Source organism: Fundidesulfovibrio sp. YSD1 (assembly GCF_055397115.1).
This window is the reverse complement of sequence record NZ_AP043666.1, coordinates 1,900,627-1,924,518: the sequence shown is the minus strand read 5'-3', so window position 1 is coordinate 1,924,518 and position 23,892 is coordinate 1,900,627. Positions and strand designations below refer to the sequence as shown.

Sequence of the window (23,892 nt, the reverse complement as noted above, 5' to 3'; positions counted from 1 at the left end):
TTTGTGCGTATCCGGCCTGGTCAGCGGATGAGCATCGCGTCGCCGTATGAAAAGAACCGGAACCGCTCGCGCACGGCGTGAGCATAGGCGTCCAGTACGACGCTTTTCCCGGCCAGGGCGGCAACCATAATAACCAGGGACGACCCAGGCAAATGAAAATTGGTGAGCATTGCGTCCACCACGGTGAACGGCCTGCCAGGGCGGATGAAGATGTCCGTCCACCCGGCGAAAGGTTCGAGCGTGCCGCCCGTGGCCTCGCACGCGCCCTCGAGCGCCCTAGCCGAGGTGGTGCCCACGGCCACCACGGGGCGGCCCTGCGCCTTGGCCTCGGCCACGGCCCGCGCGGTCTCGCCTGGTATCTCCACCCATTCGGCGTGCATGCGGTGCTCGCGGATGTCGGCGGCGCGCACCGGGCTGAACGTGCCGTAGCCCACGTGCAGGCTCACCTCGGCCCAGCCGAAGCCGAGGCGGGAGAGCTCCTCGCGCAGTTCGCGCGTGAAGTGCAACCCGGCCGTGGGCGCGGCAACCGAGCCCTGCTTGTCGTCGCGGCAGTGCAGGGTCTGGTAGCGGGCGCGGTCCTCGGCCGAGTCCGGGCGGCGGATGTAGGGGGGCAGGGGCATGTGCCCGATGCGCTCGAACACGGCGCGCGCGTCGCCCCGGAAGGTCAGCTCCACCTCGCTCGCGCCGAAGTCCCCGCGCGTGATCACAGTGAGCGCGAGATCAGGGTCGAACACGAAGCGCTCCCCGGGCCTGGCCTTCTTGGAGGAGCGCAAGAGGCCCTTGGCTGGGGACTTGAACCACGGCCCGCCCGAGGCGCCCTCGGGCGGGTCGCAGGGCTTTGGCTCAAGAAGCGGCAGGGGGGTGAGCAGCAGAAACTCCACGGCCCCGCCCGTGGGCTTCCTGGTCAGGAGGCGCGCGGGCAGCACCTTGGAGTTGTTGGCCACCAGAAGCGCCCCGGGGGGCAAGAGCCCGGGCAGGTCGGTGAAGCGGGCCTCGCCCGTCACGCCCTTGTGGCGCTCCACCACCAGAAGGCGCGAGGTGTCGCGGCGATCCGCCGGGGCCTGGGCGATGAGCTCCTCGGGGAGGTCGAAGCTGTAGGATTCGAGGCTGTGTTCGTGGTCCACGGGAAAAATCCGCGCGAAAAGCCCTCGGGGCCTCGCGTCATCCATCGAATGCGTTCGCTCGGGCGGACCGTGACCTCCTACACGCGCGCAACGGGCTTGGCAACCGTGGCGGCCGGGCAGGGGGGCGCCATTTGCCAAAAGCGCCGGATATGATAGCACATCGTCCATATCCTTCTCCCCTCAACGGAGCCACGACATGGATCGAACCCCGCATCCTTCCTCGGTCAAGACGCTCGTCATCGTCATCCTGCTCCTCGTGGTGGGCATCCAGGGCTACTTCCTCTGGCGCGGCCATGAGACCCAAGCGCCGCCAGCACCCGTGGCCCAGTCGCCCAAGGCAGGGCTCCAGGATCAGGAGGCTCCGAAGCAATCCCCGCGCGAGGCCCAGGCTCCCGCGCCCGAACCGGCTCCCGCCGCACCGGCCGCGCAACCCGCCAAGCCCGCCGCCACGCCCGGCACGGTGGAGGTGGCCACCTTCCACCACGACTGGAAGCGCCGCGACCAGGTGATCGTCTCCTTCAGCAAGCCCGTGGGCGAAACCGAATCCACGGGCGCGCTCGCCAGCCCGCCCTTCGAGATAACCCCGCCCGTGCCGGGCGACTGGACCTGGGCCGGGCCGTACATCCTGCGCTTCAGGTCCGCCGACAAGAACGGCTTCGACCCCTCGGTGACGTATTCCTTCAAGGCCGTGCCGGGCAACTTCCTGCCCGCCGGGGAGTCCCTGGCCGGGCGCACGGAGTTCGCGGTCAGCCCGGAGCCCCTGAACGTGCGCAAATGGACCGCCGAGCTCGACCCCGTGCCGGGCAAGCCCGGCTGGTACACTGTGAGCGGGTCCGTTGCCTTCTCCAAGGACATCTTCCCGCAGCAGATGGCCCCGGCCCTGCGCATGATCGACCCCAGGCTCGGGGAGAAAAGCCCCGTGCCCCTGGAGTTCGCCACCGAGCGGGACTGGCCCTACGACACCCTGCGCTTCGTGAGCGTCCCCTTCGAGGCGGACGCGAAAAAGCGCATGTTCACGCTGGTGCTGGACAAGGACAGGGCCGAATCCAAGGACGGGTTCAGGCTGGCCCGTCAGGAGGCCTACGCCTTCCCGGTGAGCCATTCCGGGGTGCTGGAAGCCAGGAAGCCGGGCGACTACGACCGCGACCGCAAGGGCTGGGAGCTCGGCTTCTCGGCCAAGGTGGACCCGGCCGAGGTGCGCGCGAAGCTCACCCTGGAGCCGCCCGTGGAGGGCTTCTCGGTTGGGCGCGACTATGGCGGCGGGCTCGTGCTCTCGGGCAACTTCAAGCCCGGGGCCACCTACTCCGTGGTGCTGGCCAAGGGGCTCACGGCCCTGAGCGGCGCGGTGCTGCCCCAGGACGCCAAGTTCTCCCTGGCCGTGCCCAACCTGGAGCCGTCGGTGAAGTTCGCCCATCAGGGCATGTTCCTGCCCGCCAGCGGCTCGGGCAACCTGGCCCTGGCCTCGGTGAACGCCAAGGGGGCAAGCCTGCGCGTGGAGCGCGTCTACCGCAACAACATCTTCTTCAGCCTCAACTACTACGCGGACACGGCCTTCGGGGACGCGGGCTACTACGGCGACGAGGAGGGCGGCTACTACGGCGGCAGCGGCGGGGTGCTGCCCTACCTGGGCGACGCCGTGGCCGAGTTCAAGGCCGCCACGGCGAGCCCGCGCAACCAGGCCGTGAACACCCCGGTGAACATCGCCCGGGAGGTCCGGGACTTCGAGCCCGGGCTCTACCGCGTGGCGCTCACCCGGGAAGGCGCGGACCAGCCGTCCGACCAGAAGTGGATGCTCATCACGGACCTGGGCATCGCGGCCAAGCGCGGCCACGACGACATCCTGGTCTGGGTATGCTCGCAAAAGGACCTCACCCCGGTGGCCGGGGCGCGGGTGAAGGTGGTCTCCACCACCAACCAGGTGCTCTTCCAGGGCGTGACCGACGCGCGCGGCCTGTGGCGCGCCCAGGGGCTCGCGAACCTGGCCGAGGACAAGGTGCCCTTCATGGTCACGGCGGAGAAGGACAAGGACTATTCCTTCCTGCACTTCGAGCGCTTCCGTACGGACATGACCGGGCTCGACGTCTCGGGCGTGGAAGTGGCCCAGGCCGGGTACCAGGCCTTCCTCTGGGGCGAGCGCGACATCTACCGCCCGGGCGAGACCGTCTCGGGCATGGTCTGCGTGCGCGACCCGCAGCTGGGCGCGCCCAAGCCCCTTCCTGTCAAGCTGCGCTGGACCGACCCCCAGGGCCGCGAGGTGGCCGTGGAGAACGTGCGCACCGACGCCCAGGGGTTGGCCGCGTTCACCCGGGCCATCCCCGCCCACTTCCCCACCGGCCCCTACGTGCTGGAGGCCCTGGCCGGGGACGACGCCATCGGCCAGTACCGCTTCCAGGTGGAGGACTTCAAGCCGGACCGCATCGCAACGGCCGTGACCCCGGGTGTGGAGCGCGCGGCCCCCGGGCGCGAGCTGGCCTTCACCGTGGAGGGCCGCTACCTGTTCGGCGCTCCGGGCGCGGGCCTGGCGTCCGAGGCCCAGGTCACGCTCGTTCCGTCGGCGTTTACGCCCAAGGGCTTCGAGGACTACGCCTTCGGCGACCCCGAGCGGGCCTTCGAGCCCCAGACCATCCTCTGGAAGGAGGCCGCCCTGGACGAGGAGGGGCGCGCGGCCTACTCCGCGCCGATCCCTGAGAAGCTCTCGCCTCCGGCCGCGCTCACCGCCGTGGTCACGGCCAGGGTCAGCGAGGCGGGCGGGCGCGGCGTGGCCGCCAGGGCCAAGGTGCCCGTGGACGCCTACCTCTCCTATCCGGGCATAAAAAAGATCGGCCAGTCCGGCCTCAAGCCCGGCGAACAGCACGAGTTCGAGTACGTGGTGGTGGACGGCCAGGGTGCCAAGGCCACGGCCAAGTCCCTTGTGGCCGAGCTCTGGGAGGACCGCTGGCAGACCGTCCTGCGCCGCGGCGACGAGGGCGGCTTCCGCTACGAGACCAAGCGCGACTCGCGCCTGGTGGAGCGCCGCGAGATCGCCTCCCCCGGGTCGTCGGGCAGGGTGGGCTTCACCCCGCCCAAGTTCGGCAGCTACCGCCTGCGCGTCGCCGACCCGGATTCGGGCGCGGCCGCGCAGATGACCTTCTGGGCCGAGGGGCAGGGCTACAATCCCTGGGGCGTGGAGAACCCGGCCAGGCTTGAGCTCGTGCCCGCCAAGCCCGACTGGATGCCCGGCGAGACGGCCAAGCTCCAGGTGCGTTCGCCCTATCCGGGCAAGCTCCTGGTCACGGTGGAGTCCACGGGCGTGCGCGACGTGCTGGTGGTGGACATGCCCGCCAACACCGGCGAGGTGAGCGTACCCATCAAGCAGGGCTACGGCCCCAACGTCTACGTCACGGCCGTGCTGGCGCGCAAAGGCGCGGACGTGCTGCCCGGCCAGGCCGGGCGCGCCTTCGGCACGGTGTCCCTGAGCGTCGCCCGCGAGGCCGGGCGGCAGGCGGTGGCCATCCTCACGCCCGCGCTCATCAAGCCCGAGACCGAACTGACCGTCACGGCCAAGGCCGACCCGGGAAGCATCGTCACCCTGGCCGCCGTTGACGAGGGCATCCTCCAGCTCATCGCCCAGAAGACCCCGGACCCGTGGGCCAGCTTCTACGCCAAGCGCGCCCTCGAAGTGGAGTCCTTCGACACCTGGGCGCTCCTGCTGCCCGAGGTGAAGGCGCTCGCCGGCAAGTCCCCTGCGGGCGGCGACGAGGACATGGGGCGCTACCTGCGCACCGAGTCGCCCCAGGGCGAGAAGTCCGTGGCCTTCTGGTCCGGCCCGCTCAAGGCGGACGCCCAGGGCCGCGTGCAGTGGACCATCCCCGTGCCCAGGTTCCAGGGCGCGCTTCGGGTCATGGCCGTGGCCGTGAACGGCAACCGCTTCGGCTCGGCCGAGGCCATGACCAGGGTCAAGAGCCCGCTGGTGCTCATGCCCACCTTCCCGCGCTTCGCCCAGCTGGACGAATCCATGCGCCTGCCCGTGACCCTGCGCAACGACACGGGCGCGCCCGGCAGGTTCAGGCTGGCCCTGGACGCGTCCGGGCCCATGCGCGCCGAAGACCCCGTGCAGGAGCTTGCCATCGAGCCCGGCAAGGACGCCACCGCGTTCTTCACCGTGAGCACGGGCGCGGGCGAGGGCGTGGCCAGGCTCGCGGTCAAGGCGGCCGGAAACGGCGAATCGGCCGTGTCCGAGGCGGAACTCCTCGTGCGCTCGCCCTTGCCCGCCGTGAGCCGCATCGCGGCCGGAGTGAACGAGGGCGCGAGTGTGGAGCTCGCCCTGGCCGGGGCCGAGGGTCTGCTCCCCTCCACGGTGCGCCGCGACCTGCGCGTGGGGCGCTACCCCCTGGTGCGCTACTCGGGCAAGCTGGAGGCGCTCCTTGGCTACCCCTACGGCTGCATCGAGCAGACGGTGTCCAAGGCCTTCCCGCTTCTCTACTTCGCCAACCTGGCCCGGGAGCTCGAGCCCGACGCCCTGGCCAAGGGATCGCCCGAGGCAATGGTCCAGCAGGGAGTGAGCCGGGTGCTCTCCCTGCAACTGCCCTCGGGCGGCTTCGGCATGTGGCCCGGGGCAGACGGCGAGCAGGCCTGGGCCTCGGTCTACGCCACGCACTTCCTCCTGGAGGCGGGCAAGGCCGGGCACCAGGTGCCCAGGCAGGCGCTCTCGCGGGCGCTCGGCTACCTGGTCGACCTGGTCAAGCAGTTCCACAAGGGCGGGGCGCAGAAGACCCAGGCCTACGGGCTCTACGTGCTGGCGCTCTCCGGCAACCCCGACAAGGGCACCATGGACAACCTGCGCGACAGGCAGGGCGCGAAGCTCCCGGCGGACGCCAGGGCGCTCCTGGCCGCCGCGTACGCGGCCTCGGGCAACGCCAAGGGCGGCGAGGCGCTGCTTAGGAACCTGCCCGCGCCCCAGGCAGCCCCGCGCGAGGACGACATCTTCGATTCGCCCTTGCGCGCCGCGGCCCTGACCCTGGCGGCCCTGATCGACGTGGGTCCCGCCGGGCAGGAAGCGGCCAAGGCCGCGCGCGAGCTCGAAAGGCTCATGGAGGCCGCCGGGACCGTCTCCACCCAGGAGGCGGGCATGGCCTTCATGGCCTTGGGCAAGCTCTTCGCCCGCCAGCAGGCCGGGCCGACCTGCCCCGTGGAGCTCACGTCCGGCGCGGACAGGCTGGCGGCCTTCGACACCGCGAAGACCGCCGTGTTCAGAAACGTCCAGGCCAAGGGCCCTCTGGCCCTCAAGCTGGGCGGGGCGTGCGGGCCCGGGGCCGTGTTCTACTCGCTGGACGTGCGCGGCGTGCCCGGGAAATCGGCTTACAAGCCCTTTGCCGACGGGCTGGAGCTCAAGCGCGAGTTCCTTGATCGCCAGGGCCAGCCGCTCGACGTGGCCAAGCTCAGGCAGGGCGCGGCCGTGCTGGTCAAAACCTCGGTGCGCAGCACCTCCGGGGCGCTCAAGAACGTGGTGCTCACGCAGCTTCTGCCCTCCGGTCTCGAGGTGGAGAACCCGAGGCTCGCCACCACGGACAAGCTGCCCTGGATGGAGGAGCCCGCCAAGACCGACTACGCCGACTACCGGGCCGACCGGGTGAACGTGTTCCTGGACCTGCCGGGAGGCGAGTGGCAGCACGTCTTCACCCTGTGCCGGGCCGTGATCCCGGGCTCCTACAGCCTGCCGCCCGTGCAGGCCGAGGCCATGTACCACCCCGAGATCAAGGCCGGGACCGAACTCGGCAGCCTCGTCGTGGAAGGCAGATGAACCTGAAACCCCGGGGGCGGCGGATACTCTCCGCTGCCCTCGCCCTCGCGGCCGCTTGCGCGGCGGCCTTTTTCGCCCTGGACGCGCTCTTCCCCTTCCCGGCGCACAGGCTCTCCCCGGCCGCGTCCACCGTGGTGCTGGACGGGCGCGACCAGCCCATCCGCTTCTTCCTGGCCCCGGACCAGTCCTGGCGCTTCCCCGTGGCCCTGGACGAGGTCGCGCCGATGTTTTTGGACGCCGTGGTCGCCAGCGAGGACAGGCAGTTCTTCCGCCACCCCGGCGTGAACCCGGTCGCCGTGGCCAAGGCCGCCCTGGACAACCTGCGCGCGGGCCGGGTGGTGCGCGGCGGCTCCACCGTCACCATGCAGGTGGCCCGCATGGCCGAGCCCAGCGCGCGCACCTTCGGGGCCAAGCTCGCGGAGTGCTTCCGGGCTTTGCAACTGGAGCTTCGCCACTCCAAGCGCGAGATCCTCGAAATCTACGTGAACATGGCACCCTTCGGCGGCAACATCGTGGGCGTGGGCGCGGCCAGCTGGTTCTATTTCGGCAAGCCGCCCTCCATGCTCTCGCTCTCCGAGGCCGCGCTTTTGGCCGCCATCCCCCGCTCGCCCAACCGCCTGAGCCCCGTGCGCCATCCCGAGGCGGCGGCCAGGGCCAGGGCCTCGGTGCTGGCAGCCATGCAGGCCTGCGGCGCGGCCACGCCCGAGGGAGCCGCCGAGGCCCGGGACGCGGGCCTGCCGCAACGGCTCACGCGCCCGCCGCTGATCGCCCCGCACGCGGCCCAGATGGCCCTTGCTCGCCAGGGCCGCGCGGCGCGCATCCGCACCACGGTGGACGCGCGCGTGCACGAGCTGGCCCGCCAGGCCATGCGCGCGCGGCTCACCGAGCTTCGGGCCATGGGCGTGGAGAACGCGGCCGTGGTGGTCATCGACGTGGCAACAAGGCGCGTGCTCAGCCTGGCCGGGTCCGCCGACTACCTGGACGACGCGCGCTTTGGGCGCGTCAACGCGGCCCTGGCCCGGCGCTCGCCCGGGTCCGCGCTCAAGCCCTTCCTCTACGCCCTGGCCTTCGAGGACGGGCTCGCCGCGCCGGAGAGCCTGCTCCTGGACATCCCCATCACCCTGGGCGGCTACGACCCGCGCAACTACGACGGCGCCTACCGGGGCCGCGTGGAGGCGGCCGAGGCCCTGGCGCACTCGCTCAACGCCCCGGCCGTGCGCCTGCTGGCGGGTGTGGGCCAGGAGCGCTTCCTGGAGCTTCTGCGCGCTGGCGGGCTCGGGCTTAACAGGCCCGCCTCCCACTACGGGCTCTCCATCATCCTGGGGGGGGGCGAGGTGACGCTTCTGGACCTGACCAATTTCTACGCCACCCTGGCGCGCGGGGGCATGCACGGCCCGCCCGTGCTCTCCCCGGGCTCCCCCCTCGCGGAGAGGCGCGTGCTGAGCCCCGAGGCCTGCGCCCTGACCGCGCGCATCCTGGCCACTCTCGAGCGCCCGGACCTGCCCGGCGGCGTGGAGCGCGCCAGGGGCGCGCCCGAGGTGGCCTGGAAGACCGGCACCTCCTTCGGCCACCGGGACGCCTGGGCCGTGGGGTTCTCCTCGCGCCACGTCGTGGGCGTCTGGGTGGGAAACGTCACGGGCGGGCCGGTCAAGGGCATCTCCGGGGCCAGGCAGGCCGCGCCGCTTCTCTTCGACGTGTTCCGCGCCCTGGAGCCGGACGGGGCCGCGCTCGCGCGCCCGGACGGGCTCGGCCTGGAAGAAGTGGAGGTCTGCGCCCTGTCGCGCCAGTTGCCCGGGCCGGACTGCCGCCAGCGCGTGAGGCTGACCGCGATTCCCGGCGTGACCAGGCTCGGGCCGTGCCCCGTGCACCGGCGCGTGCTGGTGGACGCGGGCAGCGGGCTGCGAGTGGCCGGGGGCTGCCTGGAGGGCCGCGAGGTGCGCCAGGAGGTGATCGCGGAGTTCCCGGCCGAGCTCACGGCCTGGTGGCGCGCGAGCGGCATCGCCGTGCCCGGGGTGCCCGGACCGGACCCCGGCTGCCGCGACGCCCTGGCCGGGGAAGGCCCGCGCATCACCTCGCCCAAGGACCGCTCCCTCTACAAGCTGAGGCCCGATTCCCCGGAGCGCTTCCAGCGCGTGGGGCTCTCGGCCCACGCCGGGGCCGACGCCGGGCGGCTGCACTGGTTCCAGGACGGGGCCCTGGTGGCCGAGAAGGACCCCGGGGAGACGGGTTTTCTGGAACTCTCGCCGGGAAACCATAGGCTGGTGGTGGTGGACTCCATGGGCAGGGCGGACAGCGTGAGTTTCGTGGTGGAGTGAGTGTTGAGAAATATGGCCGGATGGCCCCGGGAGGGCGCTGGCCGCGCGCACGGGGCTAGGACCGATTCGAAGACGATCCGTCGCCTCGCGCGCGCGGTCAGCGCCCTCCCGGGGCCATCCGGCTTGTCCGCGCCATGGTGCGAGGGAGACGCGGAAAAGGGAAGGGGATGGCTTGATCGGGAGGTCCGGCGAGGGTAAAGGGGCGCGATCATTCGCAATGGAGGTGGGTTCGATGAAGCTGAGGATAGTCGTCGCGGCGCTGGCCGTGGCCGCGCTGTGCTCCTGCGCCGGGGCGCGCGCGACAGGGGCCACGAAGGTCGTGGAGAGGCCGGAATGGGGCGGACACTTCAAGGCCGCCGGGGTGACCGGGACCATCGCCCTCAAGAAGCAGGGCGACGCGCGCGTGCAAGTGTTCGACGCGACGCGTGCGGCCACGCCCTACCTGCCCGCCTCCACCTTCAAGATACCCAACTCCTGCATCGCGCTCCAGACCGGCGCGGTCTCGGGTCCGGGCGAGGTCTTCAAATGGGACGGCGCGCCCCGCTCCGTCGCGGCCTGGAACAAAGACATGACCCTGGCCGAGGCCTTCGCCGCGTCCAACGTGCCTGTCTTCCAGGAGATCGCCCGGCGCATCGGGGCCGAGCGCATGGCCCTGTACGTGGCCGAGGCGCGCTACGGCAACGCGGACATCGGCGGCGGCATCGACCGCTTCTGGCTGGAGGGGGCCTTGCGCATCTCGGCGCTCGGGCAGATCGAATTCTTGGAGCGGCTGCGCAACGGGGGCACGCCCTTCGCCAAGCAGACCGTGGACACCGTGGCCACCATGATGCTCGTGGACAAGGGCCAGGGCTGGGCGCTTCGGGCCAAGACGGGCTGGGCCGTGCGCGAAAGGCCCGGCACGGGCTGGTTCGTGGGCTGGGCCGAGAAGGGCGGCGAGGTGTGGTATTTCGCGGTGAACATCGACATGGACGACATGGGCCAGGCCAAGGCCCGAAGCGACGTCGCCCGCGCCGTGCTGCGCGCCGAGGGGATTCTTCCGTAAGGCGCGGGCGAACGCAAAAAGCCCGGCCGGTGCAGGACCGGCCGGGCGAAAAAGCGGGTAACCCGAGGCCTAGGAGGCCTTGGACAGGTTGCGGGTGCGCTTCTTCAGGCGGTTCACCTTGCGGCGGATGATGTCCTTCTCCTTGCGGGAGACGCCGTCGGCGGCCTTCTTGGTGCGCAGTTCCTTCATCTGGGACTTCATGGAGAGGATCTGGGCCTTGTAGGGGCTCGGGGCGCCTTCCTCGTCGGTGATGCCGAGGACTTCCTTGATGGCTTTGATCAGCTCTTCCTTGTCCATGCCGGAAGCGCCCTGGATGCTGGGGATCTGGTTGATCACCAGATCGCGCAGTTCCTTGGCGGTCATCTTGTCCAGGGGCTTTTTCAGATCCAAAGTGATTTCGTCGGCCATTGTCTCCGCCTCCAAAGGGGAATTGTATGTCACCTGCCGGGGCCAAACTGGCGGACGTAGGCCGCATACGAGCGCCCCACGGCAGTGTTCGGGTCCAGCGTGAGCCCTCCGAGGCGCTCGGACCGCCATTGCCTGGGCCGCCAGAATGTGGGGGCCTGGCCGGGCTGGGCGTCCAGAGGGGTTTTGCCCTGTAGCAGATCGAATTGCACCTTGTCAAAGACTTGTTGGCCCAGGAAGCCGTTGACCGCGTCCAAAATGTCCGGGCCGTCGTAGAGGCTCTCCTGCATGGCCATGGGGTCGTCCACCCCGATCAGCAGAACGCCCCGGCGGTGCCCCAGCGGATGCGCGTAGGGGGCCACGAGCCCCAGCACCTCGCGCCAGCGCGGCCAGAGCATGGCCAGCCTGAAGCCCATGGCCGCGTCCGCGCGGCTGGCGAAGCTGACGATCATCTGGCCCAGGGGCTGCATCAGAGCCTCGACTTCTCCGCCACGTCCTCGAGGGCCTCGCCCAGGGGGGTGGCCGGGGGGATGACGAAGTGCGCCGCGCTCATGAACGCGGGCTCGAAGCGCTCGACCTGCGCGGCGATCTCCTCCAGGCGGTCCACTCGCCCGAGGTTCTTGGCCAGGATCGGGGCCACGCCCATGAGGTGGAAGACCTTGCCGCAAGCGCGCATGGCCTGGACGGCCTCGGGGTCGGCCCCGAGCTCCGGGCTGGTGAGGGCCACGGCCACGGAGCACCGGGCCAGGAGCGCGGCAAGCTCCGCGCTCGAGGACGCCTCGGCGTACTCGAGCCCCAGGCGCTCCGCCGAGGCCCGGGCGAGTTCGCGCCCGCCGCTGCCCTCCAGGCCCAGGAAGAAGAGGTTGCCGGAAGCCCCGCCGATGCACCCGGGCGCAACCTGGTGGCTGAAGGTGGCGGTCTTGTCCTTTTCCTCGACCTCGAAGAGCTTGCGGATGGTTTTCGCGGGACGCATCGGCAAATGGTAGCGCCTTTGCGCCAAAGGTCAAGAAAAGTAGGCGCCCGCCGCGTGGACCACTACGCGGCGGGCGCATCCCGCGCCGGAGGCGTTGGCGGGGAGGGGGCGGCGGGGAAAGGACCCGCCGTCCGTACATGGAGCGACCGTCTGGGATACGGGTACGTGAAATTGGGAATCAAAGTCAAAACGTATCCGCGAATTCCCCACTGGATGACCAGCAAGCGAAAGGGCCGGGGAGGCGCACGCCTCCCCGGCCCGTGAAGCCGGTGTGTCCCTTGGGGGAACTAGACCTTGAGCGCGGTCTTCAGGTCGGCCACCGCGTCGGTCTTCTCCCAGGTGAACTCGGGCAGCTCGCGGCCGAAGTGGCCGTAGCAGGAGGTCAGCCCGTAGATGGGGCGCTTGAGGTCCAGGCGCTGGGTGACGAAGTAGGGGCGCATGTCGAACACGTCGCGCACGGCCTTGGTCAGGGCCTCGTCGGAGTAGTCGGAGGTCCCGGCGGAGCTCACCAGCACGGAGACGGGCTCGGCCACGCCGATGGCGTAGGCGATCTGCACCTCGCAGCGGTGGGCGAGCCCGGCCGCCACCACGTTCTTGGCCACGTAGCGCGCGAAGTACGCGGCGGAGCGGTCCACCTTGGAGGGGTCCTTGCCGGAGAACGCGCCGCCACCGTGGTGGCCCATGCCGCCGTAGGTGTCCTGGATGATCTTGCGCCCGGTCAGGCCGCAGTCGCCCAGGGGGCCGCCGATGACGAAGCGCCCGGTGGGGTTGATGTAGATCTTGGTTTCCTTGTCCAGCAGGTGCTCGGGCAGGGCCTTCTGGATGACCTCGTGGCGGATGGCGTCCACCAGGTCGTCGTAGGCCACGTGCTCGTCGTGCTGGGAGGAGACCACGATGTTGTCGATGCGCACGGGTCTGCCTTCCTGGTACTCCACGCAGACCTGGGTCTTGCCGTCGGGGCGCAGGAACTCCAGGATGCCTTCCTTGCGCACGTAGGCCAGGCGGCGCGAGAGCTTGTGCGCGTAGTAGATGGGGGCGGGCATCAGCGTCTCGGTCTCGTTCACGGCGAAGCCGAACATCATGCCCTGGTCGCCCGCGCCCTGCTCTTCGGGCTTGGTGCGGTCCACGCCCTGGGCGATGTCCGCGGACTGCTTGTCGATGGAGGAGATGACGGCGCAGGTCTCCCAGTCGAAGCCCATCTGGGAGGAGTTGTAGCCCACGTTCTTCACGGTCTCACGCACGATGGACGGGAAATCGGCGAAGGCGCTGGTGGTGATCTCGCCCGCGATGAAGGCCACGCCGGTGGTCACCAGGGTCTCGCAGGCCACGCGGGCGTGGGGGTCCTGCTTGAAGATGGTGTCCAGCACGGCGTCGGAGATCTGGTCGGCCACCTTGTCGGGGTGTCCCTCGGTGACGGACTCGGAAGTGAAGAGGTATTTACCTTTGGAAGCAGCGACCATGAAGTTTCCTCCCACGGAAGAAGATTCGCCGAAGGGCGATGGTATGTCGTATCGGACGGTCGGAAAAAACCGCTAGGCCATGTGTCACAAGTCGTGAAGCATTGTCAAATGCGCCTCAGGTCCAGGCGTCGTTCAGGAGCATGTTGTCGATGAGCCTGGCCCCGGGGAGCTTCACGGCCACGGCCATGAGCGCCGGCCCGGCCACGTCGCCCACGGGCATGAGCGTCTCGGGGTGCACTACCTCTATATAGTCCGTCCGGGCCAGGGGCATGGACTTTCTGTAATGGTCCTCCACGGCGGAGATCACCTTGCGCGGCGAGCGCTCGCCCGAGGCGGCCATCTCCCGGGCCAGGAGCAGGCCCTTGTGGATCTGGGGGGCCTGGGCGCGCTCCTCGGCGGAGAGGTTGGCGTTGCGCGAGCTCATGGCCAGTCCGTCGTCCTCGCGGAAGATGGGGCGGCCCTCCACGGTAACGGGCAGGCCCAGGTCCGCCGTCATGCGGCGGATCATGGCCAGCTGCTGCCAGTCCTTGCGCCCGAACACGGCCACCGTGGGCATGGAGAGGACGAGGAGCTTGGTGACCACCGTGGCCACGCCGTCGAAGTGCCCGGGCCGGGACTGGCCGCAGAGCCCGCCGGTCAGCCCGCTCACGCTCACGGTGGTGGCGAACCCCGGGGGGTACATCTGGCCGGGCTCGGGCATGAAGAGGACGTCCACGCCCGCCGCGCGCGCCTTGGCCGCGTCGCCTTGGGGGTCGCGCGGGTAGCGGGAGAGGTCCTCGCCCGGGCCGAACTGGGTGGGGTTGACGAAGATGCTGGCCGCCACCTTGTCCGCGTTGGACCTGGCCCAGTCGAAGAGCGAAAGGTGCCCCTGGTGCAAAAAGCCCATGGTGGGGACGAGCGCGCTCGAGGCGCCCTGGGAACGCCAGGACCAGCATACGGACTGGAACTCTTGGGGGGACGTGATGATCTGCATGTGGGTGGGCCGGTGGTTCGGCGGGCCGGGAAACCTTCCCGCCGGGCGGCGGTCCGGCGCGCCGCGCGGTATCGGCTGGGACCCACGCCCGGAAACGCCCCGGACGCGGTCGAAGTCGATTGTCTAGCGCCCCGGATGGGCCTTGGCAAGCCCGTGGGGGCCTGGAACTCGGTCTTATGCTGTTGAACAATGCCGGGGGCCGTGCTAGGGGTCGGGCGATTTTTCCAGAGAAGCACAGCCCATGGACATGTCCCCCCACCAGCTCGACCTGCTCAAGGAGCTCATCAACATAGGCGTCGGCAAGGCCGCCGGGCTGATCAACCAGATGGTCAGCACGCACGTGCGCCTTGAGCTGCCCGAGGTGCGCGTCCTTCCGGCGGACAGCGTGCTCGAGAGCATCGGGCGCGGCCCGGACGAGGTGCTCTCCACGGTGCGCCTGGGCTTCAGGGGCGCGCTGTCGGGCTGGGCCGGGCTGGTTTTCCCCAAGCCCACGGCGTCCTGGCTGGTCTCGCAACTCATCGGGCAGGATTTCGGCCCGGGCGGCATGGACTTCGATTCTCTGCTCATCGGCACCATCCAGGAGGTGGGCAACATCGTCCTCAACGGGATCATGGGCTCCATCGTGAACATCCTGGGCGTGTCCGTGGACTATTTCCCGCCCGACTACTTCGAGACGGGCATGCAGAGCCTGCTCACCCCCGAGGACACGCGAGAGCGCGTGGTGGTGCTCATCAAGGCGCGCTTCAGGCTCGAGGACAAGGCCGCCGAGGGCGACATCGTGATCCTCTTCCATGTGGACACCTTCCAGAACATGCTGGCCGCCCTGGACAGGCTGCTCGAGGAGCAGGGGCGATGAACCCGGCCGCCGGAGACGAGCGCTTCCAGAACATGGACTTCCTGCCCATGGGCATCATGGTGCTGGACCGGGAGCTTCGCGTGGTGTTCTGGAACGCCTGTCTGGAGTCCTGGACCGGCGCCGGCCGCGCCGAGGTCCTGGGCGGGTGCGCGCGGGAGCTCTTCCCGCTCGTGGACCGGCCCTTCGTGCTCGAGCGCCTGCGCGACCTCTTCGAGGGCGCGCCCCCGGCCGTGTTCTCCTACCACCTGCACAAGCACCTGGTCCCGGCCAGGCTGCCCGACGGCTCCTTCAGGCTCCAGCACTCCGTGGCCTACGGCCTGCGCGGCCCCGGCGGCGGCATCGACCACGTGGTGCTCTCGCTCCAGGACGTGACCGAGATCCACTCCCGGCTCGACGAGAATCTGCGCATACGCGGGCAGCTGGAGCGCGAGAACAGGATCAGGCGCAAGGTGGAGGGCAAGTTCAGGGAACTGGCCACGCGCGACATGCTCACGGGCCTGGCCAACCGCAGGTGGTTCCTGGGCACGCTCGCCAGGGAGCTGCGCCGGGCCAGGCGGTACGGGCATCCCCTGTGCCTGATGGTCATCGACCTGGACCACTTCAAGCTGGTCAACGACACCTGGGGACATCTGGCGGGCGACGAGATGCTCAAGCAGTTCGCGGCCAACTGCCGCGACAAGGTGCGCGAAATCGACCACATCGGCCGCCTGGGCGGCGAGGAGTTCGGGGTGATCATGCCCGAGACCACGCCCGAGGGCGCGCGGGCCGTTGCCGGGCGGCTGCTCCAGGCCGTGCGGGACCTCTCGGTCAGCCACGAGGGGGTGGAGGTGCGCATCACGGCGAGCATCGGGCTGGCCTGCCTGGGCGAAGGCCAGGACCTGCGAGAATTACTGCACGCCGCCGACCAGGCCATGTACCAGGCCAAGCTCAATGGCCGCGACCGCCTGGAGCTCGCCCAGGGCTGACGCCCCGGCCCTTCCGCCTTTCCCCGCCTATTCCCGGGCCAGCTTGGCCAGAGAACCCGGAGCCACGATCAGGCTCATGGAGCCGTCCTCGTCCGGGGCCGCGCCCATGAAGCACTCCTGTTCCACCAGCCTGCCCCCCAGGGGCTTGACCATCACCTGCGTGAGCCCCAGCGCCTCGTCCACGGCCACGGCGAAGCGCTCACCCCCGTGGCGGATCACCACCACGTGGCGCATGGGGGAGGCGTCCTCGCGAGGCAGGTCGAAGAGCTCCTGGAGCACGAAGCACGTCAGCACCGAGCCCTGCACGGCAACGGTCACGGCGTCCGCAGTCCTGCCCGGGGAAAGGGCTTCCTCCAGGCACTGCTCCACGCATTCGATGGGCAGGAAATAGCGCTCCCGCCCCACGCGCACCCGCAGGCAGTCCAGGAGCGACAGGCTCAAGGGGGCGCGCAGGGTGAAGAGCGTTCCCCGGCCGGGCGCGCTCGAAATGCCCACCTCGCCGCCCAGTTCGAGGACCGCGGCGCGCACCGCGTCCAGGCCCACGCCCCGGCCGGACACGCCGTCCACGCTCTCCGAGGTGCTGAACCCGGGCAGGAACACCATGTCCAGGAGGGCCGCCTCGCCAGGATGGGAGGACGGCTCCGCGAGCCCCGCGCGCACGGCCTTGGCGAACACGGCCGCCGTGTCGACCCCGGCCCCGTCGTCGCCCACCGAGATCACGATCTCCGACCCGTCCTGGAGCGCCTCCAGCCTGACGGTCCCCCGCGCGGGCTTGCCCGAGGCGAGCCTCTCGCCAGGCGGCTCCACTCCGTGGCGCACGGCGTTTCGCAAGAGGTGCACCAGCGGGGTGTTCAGCTTCTCGATGAGCGTCTTGTCCAGCTCGCACATCTCCCCGCTGACCACGAACTCCACGTCCTTGCCCGCCTGGGCCGCCAGGTCGCGCACCAGCCTGCGGTACTTGGGCACCACGGCCTTGAGCGAGAGAAGGCGCATGGACAGGATGGACTGGCCGAGCCGGGAGAGCTGGCGCTCCATCTCCCCGGCCAGGTGCAGGTATTCGAAGCGGCCCTCGCCCCTGGCCAGGGCGGACAGGCTCTCCCTGGTGGTCATGAGCTCGCTCAACCCCTCGAGGAGCTGGTCCAGGTGCGCGGCGCGCACGGAAAATCCGAGTTCCAGGGCCTCGGCCTGGGTAGCCTCGCCCCCTTGCGTGGGCAGGGCAGCCAGGCCCGGCCGGGCGGGCTCCTCCCTGGCCAGCAGGGAGGCCAGGGCGGAAAGCGCCACGGCGGTTCCGGCCGGGTCGTGGCCCGGTTCGTCCAGGCAGGCGCGCAAGCAGTCCAGGGCCTCGAGCAGGCCGCCCACCAGGGCGGGGCTGACGCGCGCCCGGCCCTGGCGCAGCTCTTCCAGGGAGGTCTCGAATTCGTGACAGGCCCTGGACAGGCCCGTGAGCCCGAGCGTGGCCGAGTCGCCCTTGACAGTGTGCACGCAGCGGAACACGGCCTCCACCAGCGGTCCGGCCTCGGCAGGGGCGGCGCGCTCCAGTTCGAGCGCGGCGTGCTCGGCGCGAGCCAGCTGGTCCAGGGTGCTCTCCCTGAAGATGTCCAAGAGGGCCTGGTCGGTCATGGGTACGGCGCGGGGTCCGTCAGGAGGGCAGCTGCCGGGCGATGACGGCGCGGATGGTTTCTTCGTCCAGGGGCTTGTTCAGCACCTCGGCCGCCCCGAGCTCCAGGCAGCGGGCGCGGGTGGTGTGCTGGATGTCGGCGGTGATGACCACGGCCTTGAGGGTCGCGCCCTTGGCCTTGAGCGCCTCGAGCACCTGGACGCCCGAGAGCTCGGGCATGTTCAGGTCCATGAGCACCAGGTCCGGCGGGGAGGCCTCGGCCATGTCCAGGAGCTGCCTGCCGTCGGCGGCCTCGCGCACCTCGTGGCCCAGGGAGGCGGCGATCTTGCGCAGCATGAAGCGCTGGAACATGGAGTCGTCGGCGATGAGAATGGAAGACATGCACAACCTCGTTGAACGTCATTTCACGGCGCGAGCATAGCCCGCCTGGGCGCGGCGGGCAACGCAAACCAGGGGGGCGTGCGCGCCGGTCAGCCAAGAAGCTTCACGAGCCGGTGCTTCTGCTCGAGCTCCAGTTCGCTGGTCAGCACGGGGCGGTGCTCGTCGAAGGACGTGGCGGGCCTAAGCCAGCTCTCCAGGCCCGCTTGGCGCACCGAATCCGCTGCCCGCCGCCATTGGGGCACAAGCCCCTCCGGCTCCTGGGCCAGGGTTTCCCGCGCCTTGTCCGCGTCGGCCGAGAGCGCCTTCCAGAACGCGTCCAGGTTGGTCCACAGCTGGCCGTTCTTTCCGGCGCTCGACACGCCCATCCAGCGCAGGCCCTCGGCGTGCCCGGCCAGGGGGGCCTCCAGGCGCGCGCCGAGCGAGGCGTCCAGGATGTCGCGGTTGTTGGAAAGATAGCGCGCGAGCCCGTTCCAGGCGTCCGTGACCCTGGACCAGCCCTTTTCCACCTCGTCCACGGCCGAGCGCACGGACAGCGGCACGTCCCCGGCGAAGGGCTCCGCCACGCTCACGAGCACGCGGCCCCGGTCCAGGGAGTAGGTGTCGTTCTCCGAAACCATTTTCCGGCCGTTCACCGTGACCCTGCCGTCCTGGCCGGGCCGCTGGCGCGCGTCCAGGCCCATGGCGGAGAGCGCCCCGGTGCGCCCGTCGGCCAGTCGCAGGCGCTCGCCGATGCGCTGGCCCTGCTGGACGAGCGCGAGCGTGATCCCGTCGTGCCAGTGGTCGCGCCCGGGCGTGGTCAGGGAGGGGACGCGCGTGTCCTCCACCCTGGCCGACACCGAAAGGCTCGCCCCGCCCACGGCGATGGCCGCGGCCTCGTACACGTCGCGCCAGGTGTCGCCCGCGCGCACGTTGAACGACACCGGCGCGCCCTCCAGGCGCGTGGTCAGGCCAAGGGAGGAGAGAAGCCCGCCCTGGCCGTCCCCAAGGGCGAAGTCTCCGCCCGCCTGGCCGGTCACGGTGAGCGAGAGCCCGTCCGCCGTGGCGTTCCGGTCCGTCTGCGAGGGGATGGGCCAGGCCTCCACGGCCGCGCTCACGCCCGGCTGGGAGTAGGCGCTGGACGGCCCCGAGAGGCGCCCTGTGGCCGGGTCCAGCCAGGGCTGCCCCGCGTTGACCTCGGAGGACACGGCCGAGAGCACCTGGCCCCAGGTCCAGCCGCTGCCGATGGCGACGGAGTGCCGGCGCGACTCCCCGTTGCGGGAGGACGTGAACGTGTACGTGCCAGGGGCAAGGGTGCTGGCCGCGTCCGGGTCGAAGGCCTTGGAGATGTAGGTGGACGGGGACTCCGCGCCGCCCACGGACAGGGCCAGGTCGTGGCGTCCAACGGCCAGGGTGGCCGCGGCGTTGGGGTCGCGGGGCGTGGCGGAGTAGAGCGTTGGCAGGGCCATGGCCTGGGCGGACACGGAGTACGTATCCTCCCGGGCCGGGCCCGTGGCCGTGTCCGTGGCCTTCACGCGCAGCTCGGAGAGCAGGTGGCCGGAGCGGTCGGCCAGGCGCAGGCCCTGGTCCGGGCGCAGGGGGTTGATCCCGACGGTGAGCATCTCCCCGGTGCCCGGGGCGCCCGGCCCGGCCCCGGAGGCCGCGTCCGCGCGGACCACGTCGGCGCGCGCGGGCAGGGAGGCTGCGTTGACGGCGTCCTTCACCGCCCCGAGCACCGCGCCCCAGGTGTCGCCCTGGGCCACCTGGACGCTCACGGTCTCGGTGTCGCCGCCGAGCGAGAGGTCGAATTCGTAGGTTCCCGGGGCGAGCGTCGTCCTCGCGTTGCGGTCGAAGCCGCCGGACACGGCCTTCAGCTCGGGCGTGGCCGAGCCCGCGGGCAGGGCCACGGCGGAGAGCTTGCCCGAGGCTTCCTGCGGGGCCGTGACCAGCCGGGCCTGGAACCAGGGGGCCTGCCTGGGCCAGGCGAACGAGCCGAGCGCGGCCTCGAAGTCGGCGAGCTTGCGGTCGAGCCCGTCGAGCACCGGGTCGGACCAGTCGCGGCGAAGCCTCGCGTCCCGGGCGTCCTCAGTCCGGGAAAGCACCTCCCTCGCGGCCCAGGCGCTCTTCACCTGCGCCGCCGTCATGGGGCTCCCCGCCGGGATTTTGGTCACGCTCTCGTCGCTCACAGGGGCCGAACTCCATTTTTTCCAGGCAGAGCCCCCGGGCCGGTGCGGTTGCCGGGGCCAGGGTCCTGTCTTTCCTCGACAGAAGAAATCGGACGGTTTGCGCGTCCGCTTTACCCCTGCCCGCGTCCACGAGGCAGCCCATGATGTTCCTGACCATCTGCTTGAGGAAGCCCGGCCCGGTCACGGACCAGACGCTCTCGAAGGGAGTCTGCCCAGGTCCGCGCACGATGGCGTCCACGGTGCGCACCGTATCGGACACGTCCGTGCCGGCGTTCTGGAAGGCCGCGAAGTCGTGGGTGCCGGTGAGTTCCCGGGCTGCGTCCTCCATGGCCGCGAAGTCCAGGGGGCCCACGCGCCAGACGAACGGGCGGCGCTGGGGCAGGAGGAAGTCCTGCTCGTGCCAGAGGGTGTAGGTGTAGGTCTTGGAGGTGGCGCAGTAGCGGGCGTGGAAGCCGGGTTCCGCGATGCGGGCCTCGGTCACGGCCACGTCGCGGGGCAGGATGGCGTTGAGCGCGCGCAGCCAGGGCAGGTGCGCCCGGGAGGCGGGCACGTCGGCGTGGGCCGCCTGGCAGAGGGCGTGCACGCCCGCGTCGGTGCGGGAAGCCCCCTGCACGCGGATGTTCGTCCCGGCCAGGCGGGACACGGCCTTTTCCAGCTCGGCCTGGACGCTGCGGCCGCGCCCCTCGGGCTGGTACTGCCAGCCCGCGAAGTCCGTGCCCTGGTAGGCCAGGGTGAAGCGCAAGCGGATGGTGTCGTTCATGCGCTGGCGTCTACACCGGCCCGGGCCGGGAGGAAAGCTTTTGCGTAGCGACTACAATGGGAGAAATGTTAGAGAGACATTTGCTCCCCAATGTGTTGCTTGGAGCGCGCGTGTTCCGGAAGGTCATGGTTTCGCCTTATGTATGTTGTTTATTTGATAAGTGTTGCTCTGAGATGCATTGACTTTGTGGAAAGTGGACGTGAGACAATGAAAAAAGCGCTTGCATTGTGCGCTTAAGATGGAGGCTTGTTTGGGTTGGTGGGCGGTGGATGACGATGAAGATTGTGTTTGGTGGTTTGTAGTGTGGTTTTTATTTCAATGAAATAGAAAATTAAGATCTTGTTGCAATTGTGCATTCGGCCGGTGCACCGTTCTGACGGTGGCAGGTGGTCGCATACAGGTGGTTGAGAAAGCGTTAATTTATTGTGCGTGTTTGTTTATTAATTTTTTGTTTCTTGTTTCTGGCGTGTTGCCCGCATGGTGTTGTTGACATCAATATTTAGAATATTATAATGTTAATCGATGTTCTTGTGGTGAGATTCTCGTGCGGAACTTTTAATTTGCAGATTTCCTTGGATTTTTACTTATGGCGCGGCAAACGCTTGGTCGGCGATAGTCGATATTTTGGGCAAGTCGATTCATATTCATAAGGTGTAGCTATTTGGAGGGTGGGATGAAATTTGTGAGAAATTCAGTTGTAAGATTTTTAATTTGTGCAGCAACGTTGGTTAGCCTTGGTTTTGTTACTGAAGGTTTTGCTGATGAAAAAATGTTTCATAAATTGGCAAAAGCTGTAGTGGCGGCGATGATGTCTAGGGATCCGAAAACGATTAAAGTCGAGAATTATAAAATGCAGGGTGTATACTTTGTAAGTTATACAAGAGAAAGTGACCGAACAAACTGGGCATTCCTCGTAAAATTTGAGGGCAAGAAAGCTGTCTGGGCAGGGGCTGGTTCGCCATCCGAACCTAATAAAATTGGACGATGGAGAGATCATCCGGCAGACAGCGTAATCACTTATGAAGTCGAAAACAATGTCGTAACGATCCGGGAGCGCTTCAGCGAAAACTCATCAATTGAAAGAAAATTTAACCTTGATGCTTTGTAAAATAACCGTACTTTCTGTCTCGGAATTGAATTTCAAAGCCCGGCCAAAGGCCGGGCTTTGAAATTCACAAGTCATGACCAAAATCACGGCGTCGCGGGGAGGTCCTGCCCGGCGGTCTGGAGCTTGGTCAGGTCCTCGGAGAGCTTGGCCGCCTTCTTGGGCGTGACGAAGGTCAGTATCTCGCCTGCCTGGCGGCCCTTCATCCCCGCCAGGATCTTGACGGCGATGTGCTCGTCCAGGGTCTCCAGCACCGACGCGGCCTGCTTGGACTTCATGTTGGTGTACACGTCGATGAGGTGGCGCATCTTCTCGTCCTTGATGGACTTGGCCTCGGTGAGCATGCCCTTGAGCGCGCCTTCGAGCTCCTGGAGCTTGGCCAGCCTGGCGTTCAGGTCCGCCTCCATGGCCTTGAGGGCCTGCTCCTGGCGGTCCAGGGCTTCGGCGCGCTCCCTGAGCTGCTGCACGGTGAGCACGGATTCGGGCTGGGCCGGGGCCTTGGCGGGCGCGGGCTTGGGGGCCTGCTGGGCCAGGGCCGCAGAGTCCTCCAGGATGGGCACGCGCACGGGCTGGATGGCCTGGACCGGCTGAACGGGGGCCTGGGCCACGGAAGCGGGCCTCTGCTGCCCGGGGGAGTGGTGCGCCTGCTGCGTCGGGGCCTGGCTGACGCCCATGAAGAGAAGCAGCGCGAGCTTGGCTCCGGCCAGGGCCGCGACCGCCAGGGCCAGCCTAGAGAGCCGGGGCCTGATAGCGAAGCGTGGCCATCTCGTCGAATCCTGCCTGTTCCTTTCGGTTCTCTTCTTGATCATGGCGTTGGGCCTGTGTTTCCTTGAGTTTTTCCAGGAGCTTGCGCTCGGTGGCCTTCTGCGCCAGCTCGGCTATGCGCGTCTGGACCTTGAGGGCCAGGCGGGACTCCTGCATGCGCGCCAGGTGGAGGTCTTCCGTCAGGCGTTTGGCGAAGTTGCGCATGAGCCAGATGTCCGCGGCGCTTTGCCCGTCCACGTCGGCCATGGCGGCCGTGTGCGCCTTGAGCCTCTCGTCCAGGGCGGCGGCCTTGGCGGCCTGCTCGGCGTGGGCGCGCTGGGCCCTGGCCAGGGCGAGCTTGGCCTGGTCCTCCAGCTGGGCGCGGTAGTCGAGAACCTTTTGCAGGCTGAAGCGGAACGCTCTGGGCATGGCTCGGTTCAGTTTGCAACTCCCGGGCCAGCGCAAGCCGTCGCCGCGGCCGGGCTACTTGAGCCTGACCTCGCCGTCGGCCACGCCGCGCAGCCCCTCGCGGTCGGAGATGGTAATGGTGCGGTTGGCCATGGCGATGAAGCCCTGGTCCTCGAGCTTGGCCAGGGCCCTGGAGAGCGCCTCGCGCGTGGCCCCGAGGAACCCCGCCAGGTTGCCCTTGCTCATGTCCAGGACGAAGGTGTCGGACTCCTTGTCGTCGGCCTGGAGCAGCAGGTAGGCTGCCAGGCGCGCGGGCACCTCGCGCAGGGTGATCTGGCCGATCATGGTGGACATCTGGCGAAGCCTCTGGGAGAGCGAGGCGAGCATGGCCATGGCGAAGCCCGGGTCGCGCTCCATGAGCCGTATAAGCACGGCCTTTTCGAGGTAGAGCGCGGTGCTCTGCTGGAGGGCCATGGCGTTGGCCGGGAACTCCGTGCCCTGGAACATGGGCACTTCCGCGAAGGGCTCGCCGGGGCCGAGCACGTGCAGGATGTGCTCCTTGCCCTCGGGGGAGGACTTGTAGATCTTCACCTGTCCCGTGAGCAGCACGTAGAAGCCCTTGGCTTCCACACCCTCGAAGAACACCACCTGCCCCTTGTCCAGCTTGAGCACGGCGGAGTTGTTCTCCAGGGTGGTCAGCTGGGCCGGGTTCAGGCTGGAAAACAGGGGGACCTTGGCCAGTATGGTCTGGGTGGAAGTGGGCTTGGGAGTCGTCATGGGCGGTCTGTTAGCCCGTTTTTGACGCAAGTCAAAGCCCCTCAA

General features: G+C 69.0%; 19 protein-coding genes. 6 read left to right on the top strand and 13 right to left on the bottom strand.

From position 1 onward, the window contains the following. Window positions 1-20 precede the first annotated feature (20 nt). The gene (gene queA, locus ACZ5V4_RS08970) at window positions 21-1,133 is read right to left on the bottom strand and encodes a tRNA preQ1(34) S-adenosylmethionine ribosyltransferase-isomerase QueA (protein WP_464317822.1); all 1,113 of its coding nucleotides are present in this window, start codon (window positions 1,131-1,133) and stop codon (window positions 21-23) included. A gap of 187 nt (window positions 1,134-1,320) precedes the next feature. Here queA and ACZ5V4_RS08965 point away from each other — a divergent pair, with 187 nt between their 5' ends. The 3 genes from ACZ5V4_RS08965 to blaOXA all read left to right on the top strand — a co-directional run bounded on the left by ACZ5V4_RS08965 (window position 1,321) and on the right by blaOXA (window position 10,260). Next, entirely contained in the window at window positions 1,321-6,903 is a 5,583-nt protein-coding gene (locus tag ACZ5V4_RS08965; RefSeq protein ID WP_464314507.1) for an alpha-2-macroglobulin family protein, read from the top strand. Beyond that, window positions 6,900-9,218 (top strand): penicillin-binding protein 1C, encoded by a 2,319-nt coding sequence (gene pbpC, locus ACZ5V4_RS08960; protein ID WP_464314506.1) that lies wholly within the window; start codon window positions 6,900-6,902, stop codon window positions 9,216-9,218. Before ACZ5V4_RS08965 ends, pbpC begins: the two co-directional genes overlap by 4 nt. Before the next feature lie 232 nt (window positions 9,219-9,450). Beyond that, the gene (gene blaOXA, locus ACZ5V4_RS08955; protein WP_464314505.1) at window positions 9,451-10,260 is read left to right on the top strand and encodes a class D beta-lactamase; all 810 of its coding nucleotides are present in this window, start codon (window positions 9,451-9,453) and stop codon (window positions 10,258-10,260) included. 69 nt (window positions 10,261-10,329) lie between these two features. Here the strand turns inward: blaOXA and ACZ5V4_RS08950 are convergent, their stop codons facing one another. From ACZ5V4_RS08950 to panC, 5 genes are all read right to left on the bottom strand, one after another. Beyond that, window positions 10,330-10,668 (bottom strand): hypothetical protein, encoded by a 339-nt coding sequence (locus tag ACZ5V4_RS08950; RefSeq protein ID WP_464314504.1) that lies wholly within the window; start codon window positions 10,666-10,668, stop codon window positions 10,330-10,332. Between the two features lie 29 nt (window positions 10,669-10,697). After that, the gene (locus ACZ5V4_RS08945; protein WP_464314503.1) at window positions 10,698-11,135 is read right to left on the bottom strand and encodes a DciA family protein; all 438 of its coding nucleotides are present in this window, start codon (window positions 11,133-11,135) and stop codon (window positions 10,698-10,700) included. After that, the gene (locus ACZ5V4_RS08940; protein ID WP_464314502.1) at window positions 11,135-11,638 is read right to left on the bottom strand and encodes a hypothetical protein; all 504 of its coding nucleotides are present in this window, start codon (window positions 11,636-11,638) and stop codon (window positions 11,135-11,137) included. The genes ACZ5V4_RS08945 and ACZ5V4_RS08940 overlap by 1 nt, the downstream gene beginning before the upstream one ends. A gap of 287 nt (window positions 11,639-11,925) precedes the next feature. Continuing rightward, window positions 11,926-13,098, bottom strand: coding sequence for a methionine adenosyltransferase (metK, locus tag ACZ5V4_RS08935; RefSeq protein WP_464314501.1), 1,173 nt, complete (start codon window positions 13,096-13,098; stop codon window positions 11,926-11,928). Between the two features lie 115 nt (window positions 13,099-13,213). Next, on the bottom strand, window positions 13,214-14,071 hold the full coding sequence (gene panC, locus ACZ5V4_RS08930) for a pantoate--beta-alanine ligase (RefSeq protein WP_464314500.1): 858 nt from the start codon (window positions 14,069-14,071) through the stop codon (window positions 13,214-13,216). Window positions 14,072-14,312: 241 nt separating this feature from the next. Here panC and ACZ5V4_RS08925 point away from each other — a divergent pair, with 241 nt between their 5' ends. Further along, on the top strand, window positions 14,313-14,927 hold the full coding sequence (locus ACZ5V4_RS08925; RefSeq protein WP_464314499.1) for a chemotaxis protein CheC: 615 nt from the start codon (window positions 14,313-14,315) through the stop codon (window positions 14,925-14,927). Next, window positions 14,924-15,892: a sensor domain-containing diguanylate cyclase gene (locus tag ACZ5V4_RS08920; protein WP_464314498.1), complete on the top strand. Its 969-nt coding sequence runs from the start codon at window positions 14,924-14,926 to the stop codon at window positions 15,890-15,892. The genes ACZ5V4_RS08925 and ACZ5V4_RS08920 overlap by 4 nt, the downstream gene beginning before the upstream one ends. A 27-nt stretch (window positions 15,893-15,919) precedes the next feature. Here the strand turns inward: ACZ5V4_RS08920 and ACZ5V4_RS08915 are convergent, their stop codons facing one another. The 4 genes from ACZ5V4_RS08915 to truA all read right to left on the bottom strand — a co-directional run bounded on the left by ACZ5V4_RS08915 (window position 15,920) and on the right by truA (window position 20,813). Beyond that, entirely contained in the window at window positions 15,920-17,512 is a 1,593-nt protein-coding gene (locus ACZ5V4_RS08915; RefSeq protein WP_464314497.1) for a chemotaxis protein CheA, read from the bottom strand. A 19-nt stretch (window positions 17,513-17,531) separates the two neighbouring features. Beyond that, window positions 17,532-17,891, bottom strand: a complete 360-nt coding sequence (locus tag ACZ5V4_RS08910) for a response regulator (RefSeq protein ID WP_464314496.1) — start codon at window positions 17,889-17,891, stop codon at window positions 17,532-17,534. A gap of 89 nt (window positions 17,892-17,980) precedes the next feature. After that, window positions 17,981-20,011 carry a hypothetical protein gene (locus ACZ5V4_RS08905; protein WP_464314495.1) on the bottom strand — a complete coding sequence of 677 codons (2,031 nt, stop codon included), beginning with the start codon at window positions 20,009-20,011 and terminating at the stop codon, window positions 17,981-17,983. Beyond that, a complete protein-coding gene (gene truA, locus ACZ5V4_RS08900; protein WP_464314494.1) occupies window positions 19,953-20,813 on the bottom strand; it encodes a tRNA pseudouridine(38-40) synthase TruA in 861 nt (286 codons plus the stop codon). Before truA ends, ACZ5V4_RS08905 begins: the two co-directional genes overlap by 59 nt. 673 nt (window positions 20,814-21,486) lie before the next feature. On the opposite strand from truA, the gene ACZ5V4_RS08895 reads away from it, so the two are divergent. Continuing rightward, the gene (locus ACZ5V4_RS08895; RefSeq protein ID WP_464314493.1) at window positions 21,487-21,921 is read left to right on the top strand and encodes a hypothetical protein; all 435 of its coding nucleotides are present in this window, start codon (window positions 21,487-21,489) and stop codon (window positions 21,919-21,921) included. A gap of 83 nt (window positions 21,922-22,004) precedes the next feature. Here ACZ5V4_RS08895 and ACZ5V4_RS08890 read toward each other — a convergent pair whose 3' ends face one another. From ACZ5V4_RS08890 to ACZ5V4_RS08880, 3 genes are read right to left on the bottom strand one after another with little or no spacing between them, the layout of a single operon-like run. Beyond that, entirely contained in the window at window positions 22,005-22,727 is a 723-nt protein-coding gene (locus ACZ5V4_RS08890; RefSeq protein WP_464314492.1) for a MotE family protein, read from the bottom strand. Continuing rightward, complete coding sequence (gene fliJ / locus ACZ5V4_RS08885; RefSeq protein WP_464314491.1) at window positions 22,648-23,091, bottom strand: flagellar export protein FliJ; 444 nt, start codon at window positions 23,089-23,091, stop codon at window positions 22,648-22,650. The genes ACZ5V4_RS08890 and fliJ overlap by 80 nt, the downstream gene beginning before the upstream one ends. Before the next feature lie 54 nt (window positions 23,092-23,145). Further along, a complete protein-coding gene (locus ACZ5V4_RS08880) occupies window positions 23,146-23,847 on the bottom strand; it encodes a Crp/Fnr family transcriptional regulator (RefSeq protein ID WP_464314490.1) in 702 nt (233 codons plus the stop codon). Window positions 23,848-23,892: the final 45 nt, after the last annotated feature.

Bases quoted from the DNA above. Each gene is read 5' to 3' on its own strand.
- pbpC (WP_464314506.1), top strand. From the start codon at position 6,900: ATGAACCTGAAACCCCGGGGGCGGCGGATACTCTCCGCTGCCCTCGCC.
- ACZ5V4_RS08940 (WP_464314502.1), bottom strand. From the start codon at position 11,638: ATGCGTCCCGCGAAAACCATCCGCAAGCTCTTCGAGGTCGAGGAAAAG.
- ACZ5V4_RS08915 (WP_464314497.1), bottom strand. From the start codon at position 17,512: ATGACCGACCAGGCCCTCTTGGACATCTTCAGGGAGAGCACCCTGGAC.
- ACZ5V4_RS08890 (WP_464314492.1), bottom strand. From the start codon at position 22,727: ATGATCAAGAAGAGAACCGAAAGGAACAGGCAGGATTCGACGAGATGG.
- ACZ5V4_RS08945 (WP_464314503.1), bottom strand. From the start codon at position 11,135: ATGCAGCCCCTGGGCCAGATGATCGTCAGCTTCGCCAGCCGCGCGGAC.
- ACZ5V4_RS08920 (WP_464314498.1), top strand. From the start codon at position 14,924: ATGAACCCGGCCGCCGGAGACGAGCGCTTCCAGAACATGGACTTCCTG.
- metK (WP_464314501.1), bottom strand. From the start codon at position 13,098: ATGGTCGCTGCTTCCAAAGGTAAATACCTCTTCACTTCCGAGTCCGTC.
- ACZ5V4_RS08905 (WP_464314495.1), bottom strand. From the start codon at position 20,011: ATGACGGCGGCGCAGGTGAAGAGCGCCTGGGCCGCGAGGGAGGTGCTT.
- ACZ5V4_RS08950 (WP_464314504.1), bottom strand. From the start codon at position 10,668: ATGGCCGACGAAATCACTTTGGATCTGAAAAAGCCCCTGGACAAGATG.
- ACZ5V4_RS08880 (WP_464314490.1), bottom strand. From the start codon at position 23,847: ATGACGACTCCCAAGCCCACTTCCACCCAGACCATACTGGCCAAGGTC.
- ACZ5V4_RS08925 (WP_464314499.1), top strand. From the start codon at position 14,313: ATGGACATGTCCCCCCACCAGCTCGACCTGCTCAAGGAGCTCATCAAC.
- ACZ5V4_RS08910 (WP_464314496.1), bottom strand. From the start codon at position 17,891: ATGTCTTCCATTCTCATCGCCGACGACTCCATGTTCCAGCGCTTCATG.
- ACZ5V4_RS08965 (WP_464314507.1), top strand. From the start codon at position 1,321: ATGGATCGAACCCCGCATCCTTCCTCGGTCAAGACGCTCGTCATCGTC.
- panC (WP_464314500.1), bottom strand. From the start codon at position 14,071: ATGCAGATCATCACGTCCCCCCAAGAGTTCCAGTCCGTATGCTGGTCC.
- fliJ (WP_464314491.1), bottom strand. From the start codon at position 23,091: ATGCCCAGAGCGTTCCGCTTCAGCCTGCAAAAGGTTCTCGACTACCGC.
- truA (WP_464314494.1), bottom strand. From the start codon at position 20,813: ATGAACGACACCATCCGCTTGCGCTTCACCCTGGCCTACCAGGGCACG.
- ACZ5V4_RS08895 (WP_464314493.1), top strand. From the start codon at position 21,487: ATGAAATTTGTGAGAAATTCAGTTGTAAGATTTTTAATTTGTGCAGCA.
- blaOXA (WP_464314505.1), top strand. From the start codon at position 9,451: ATGAAGCTGAGGATAGTCGTCGCGGCGCTGGCCGTGGCCGCGCTGTGC.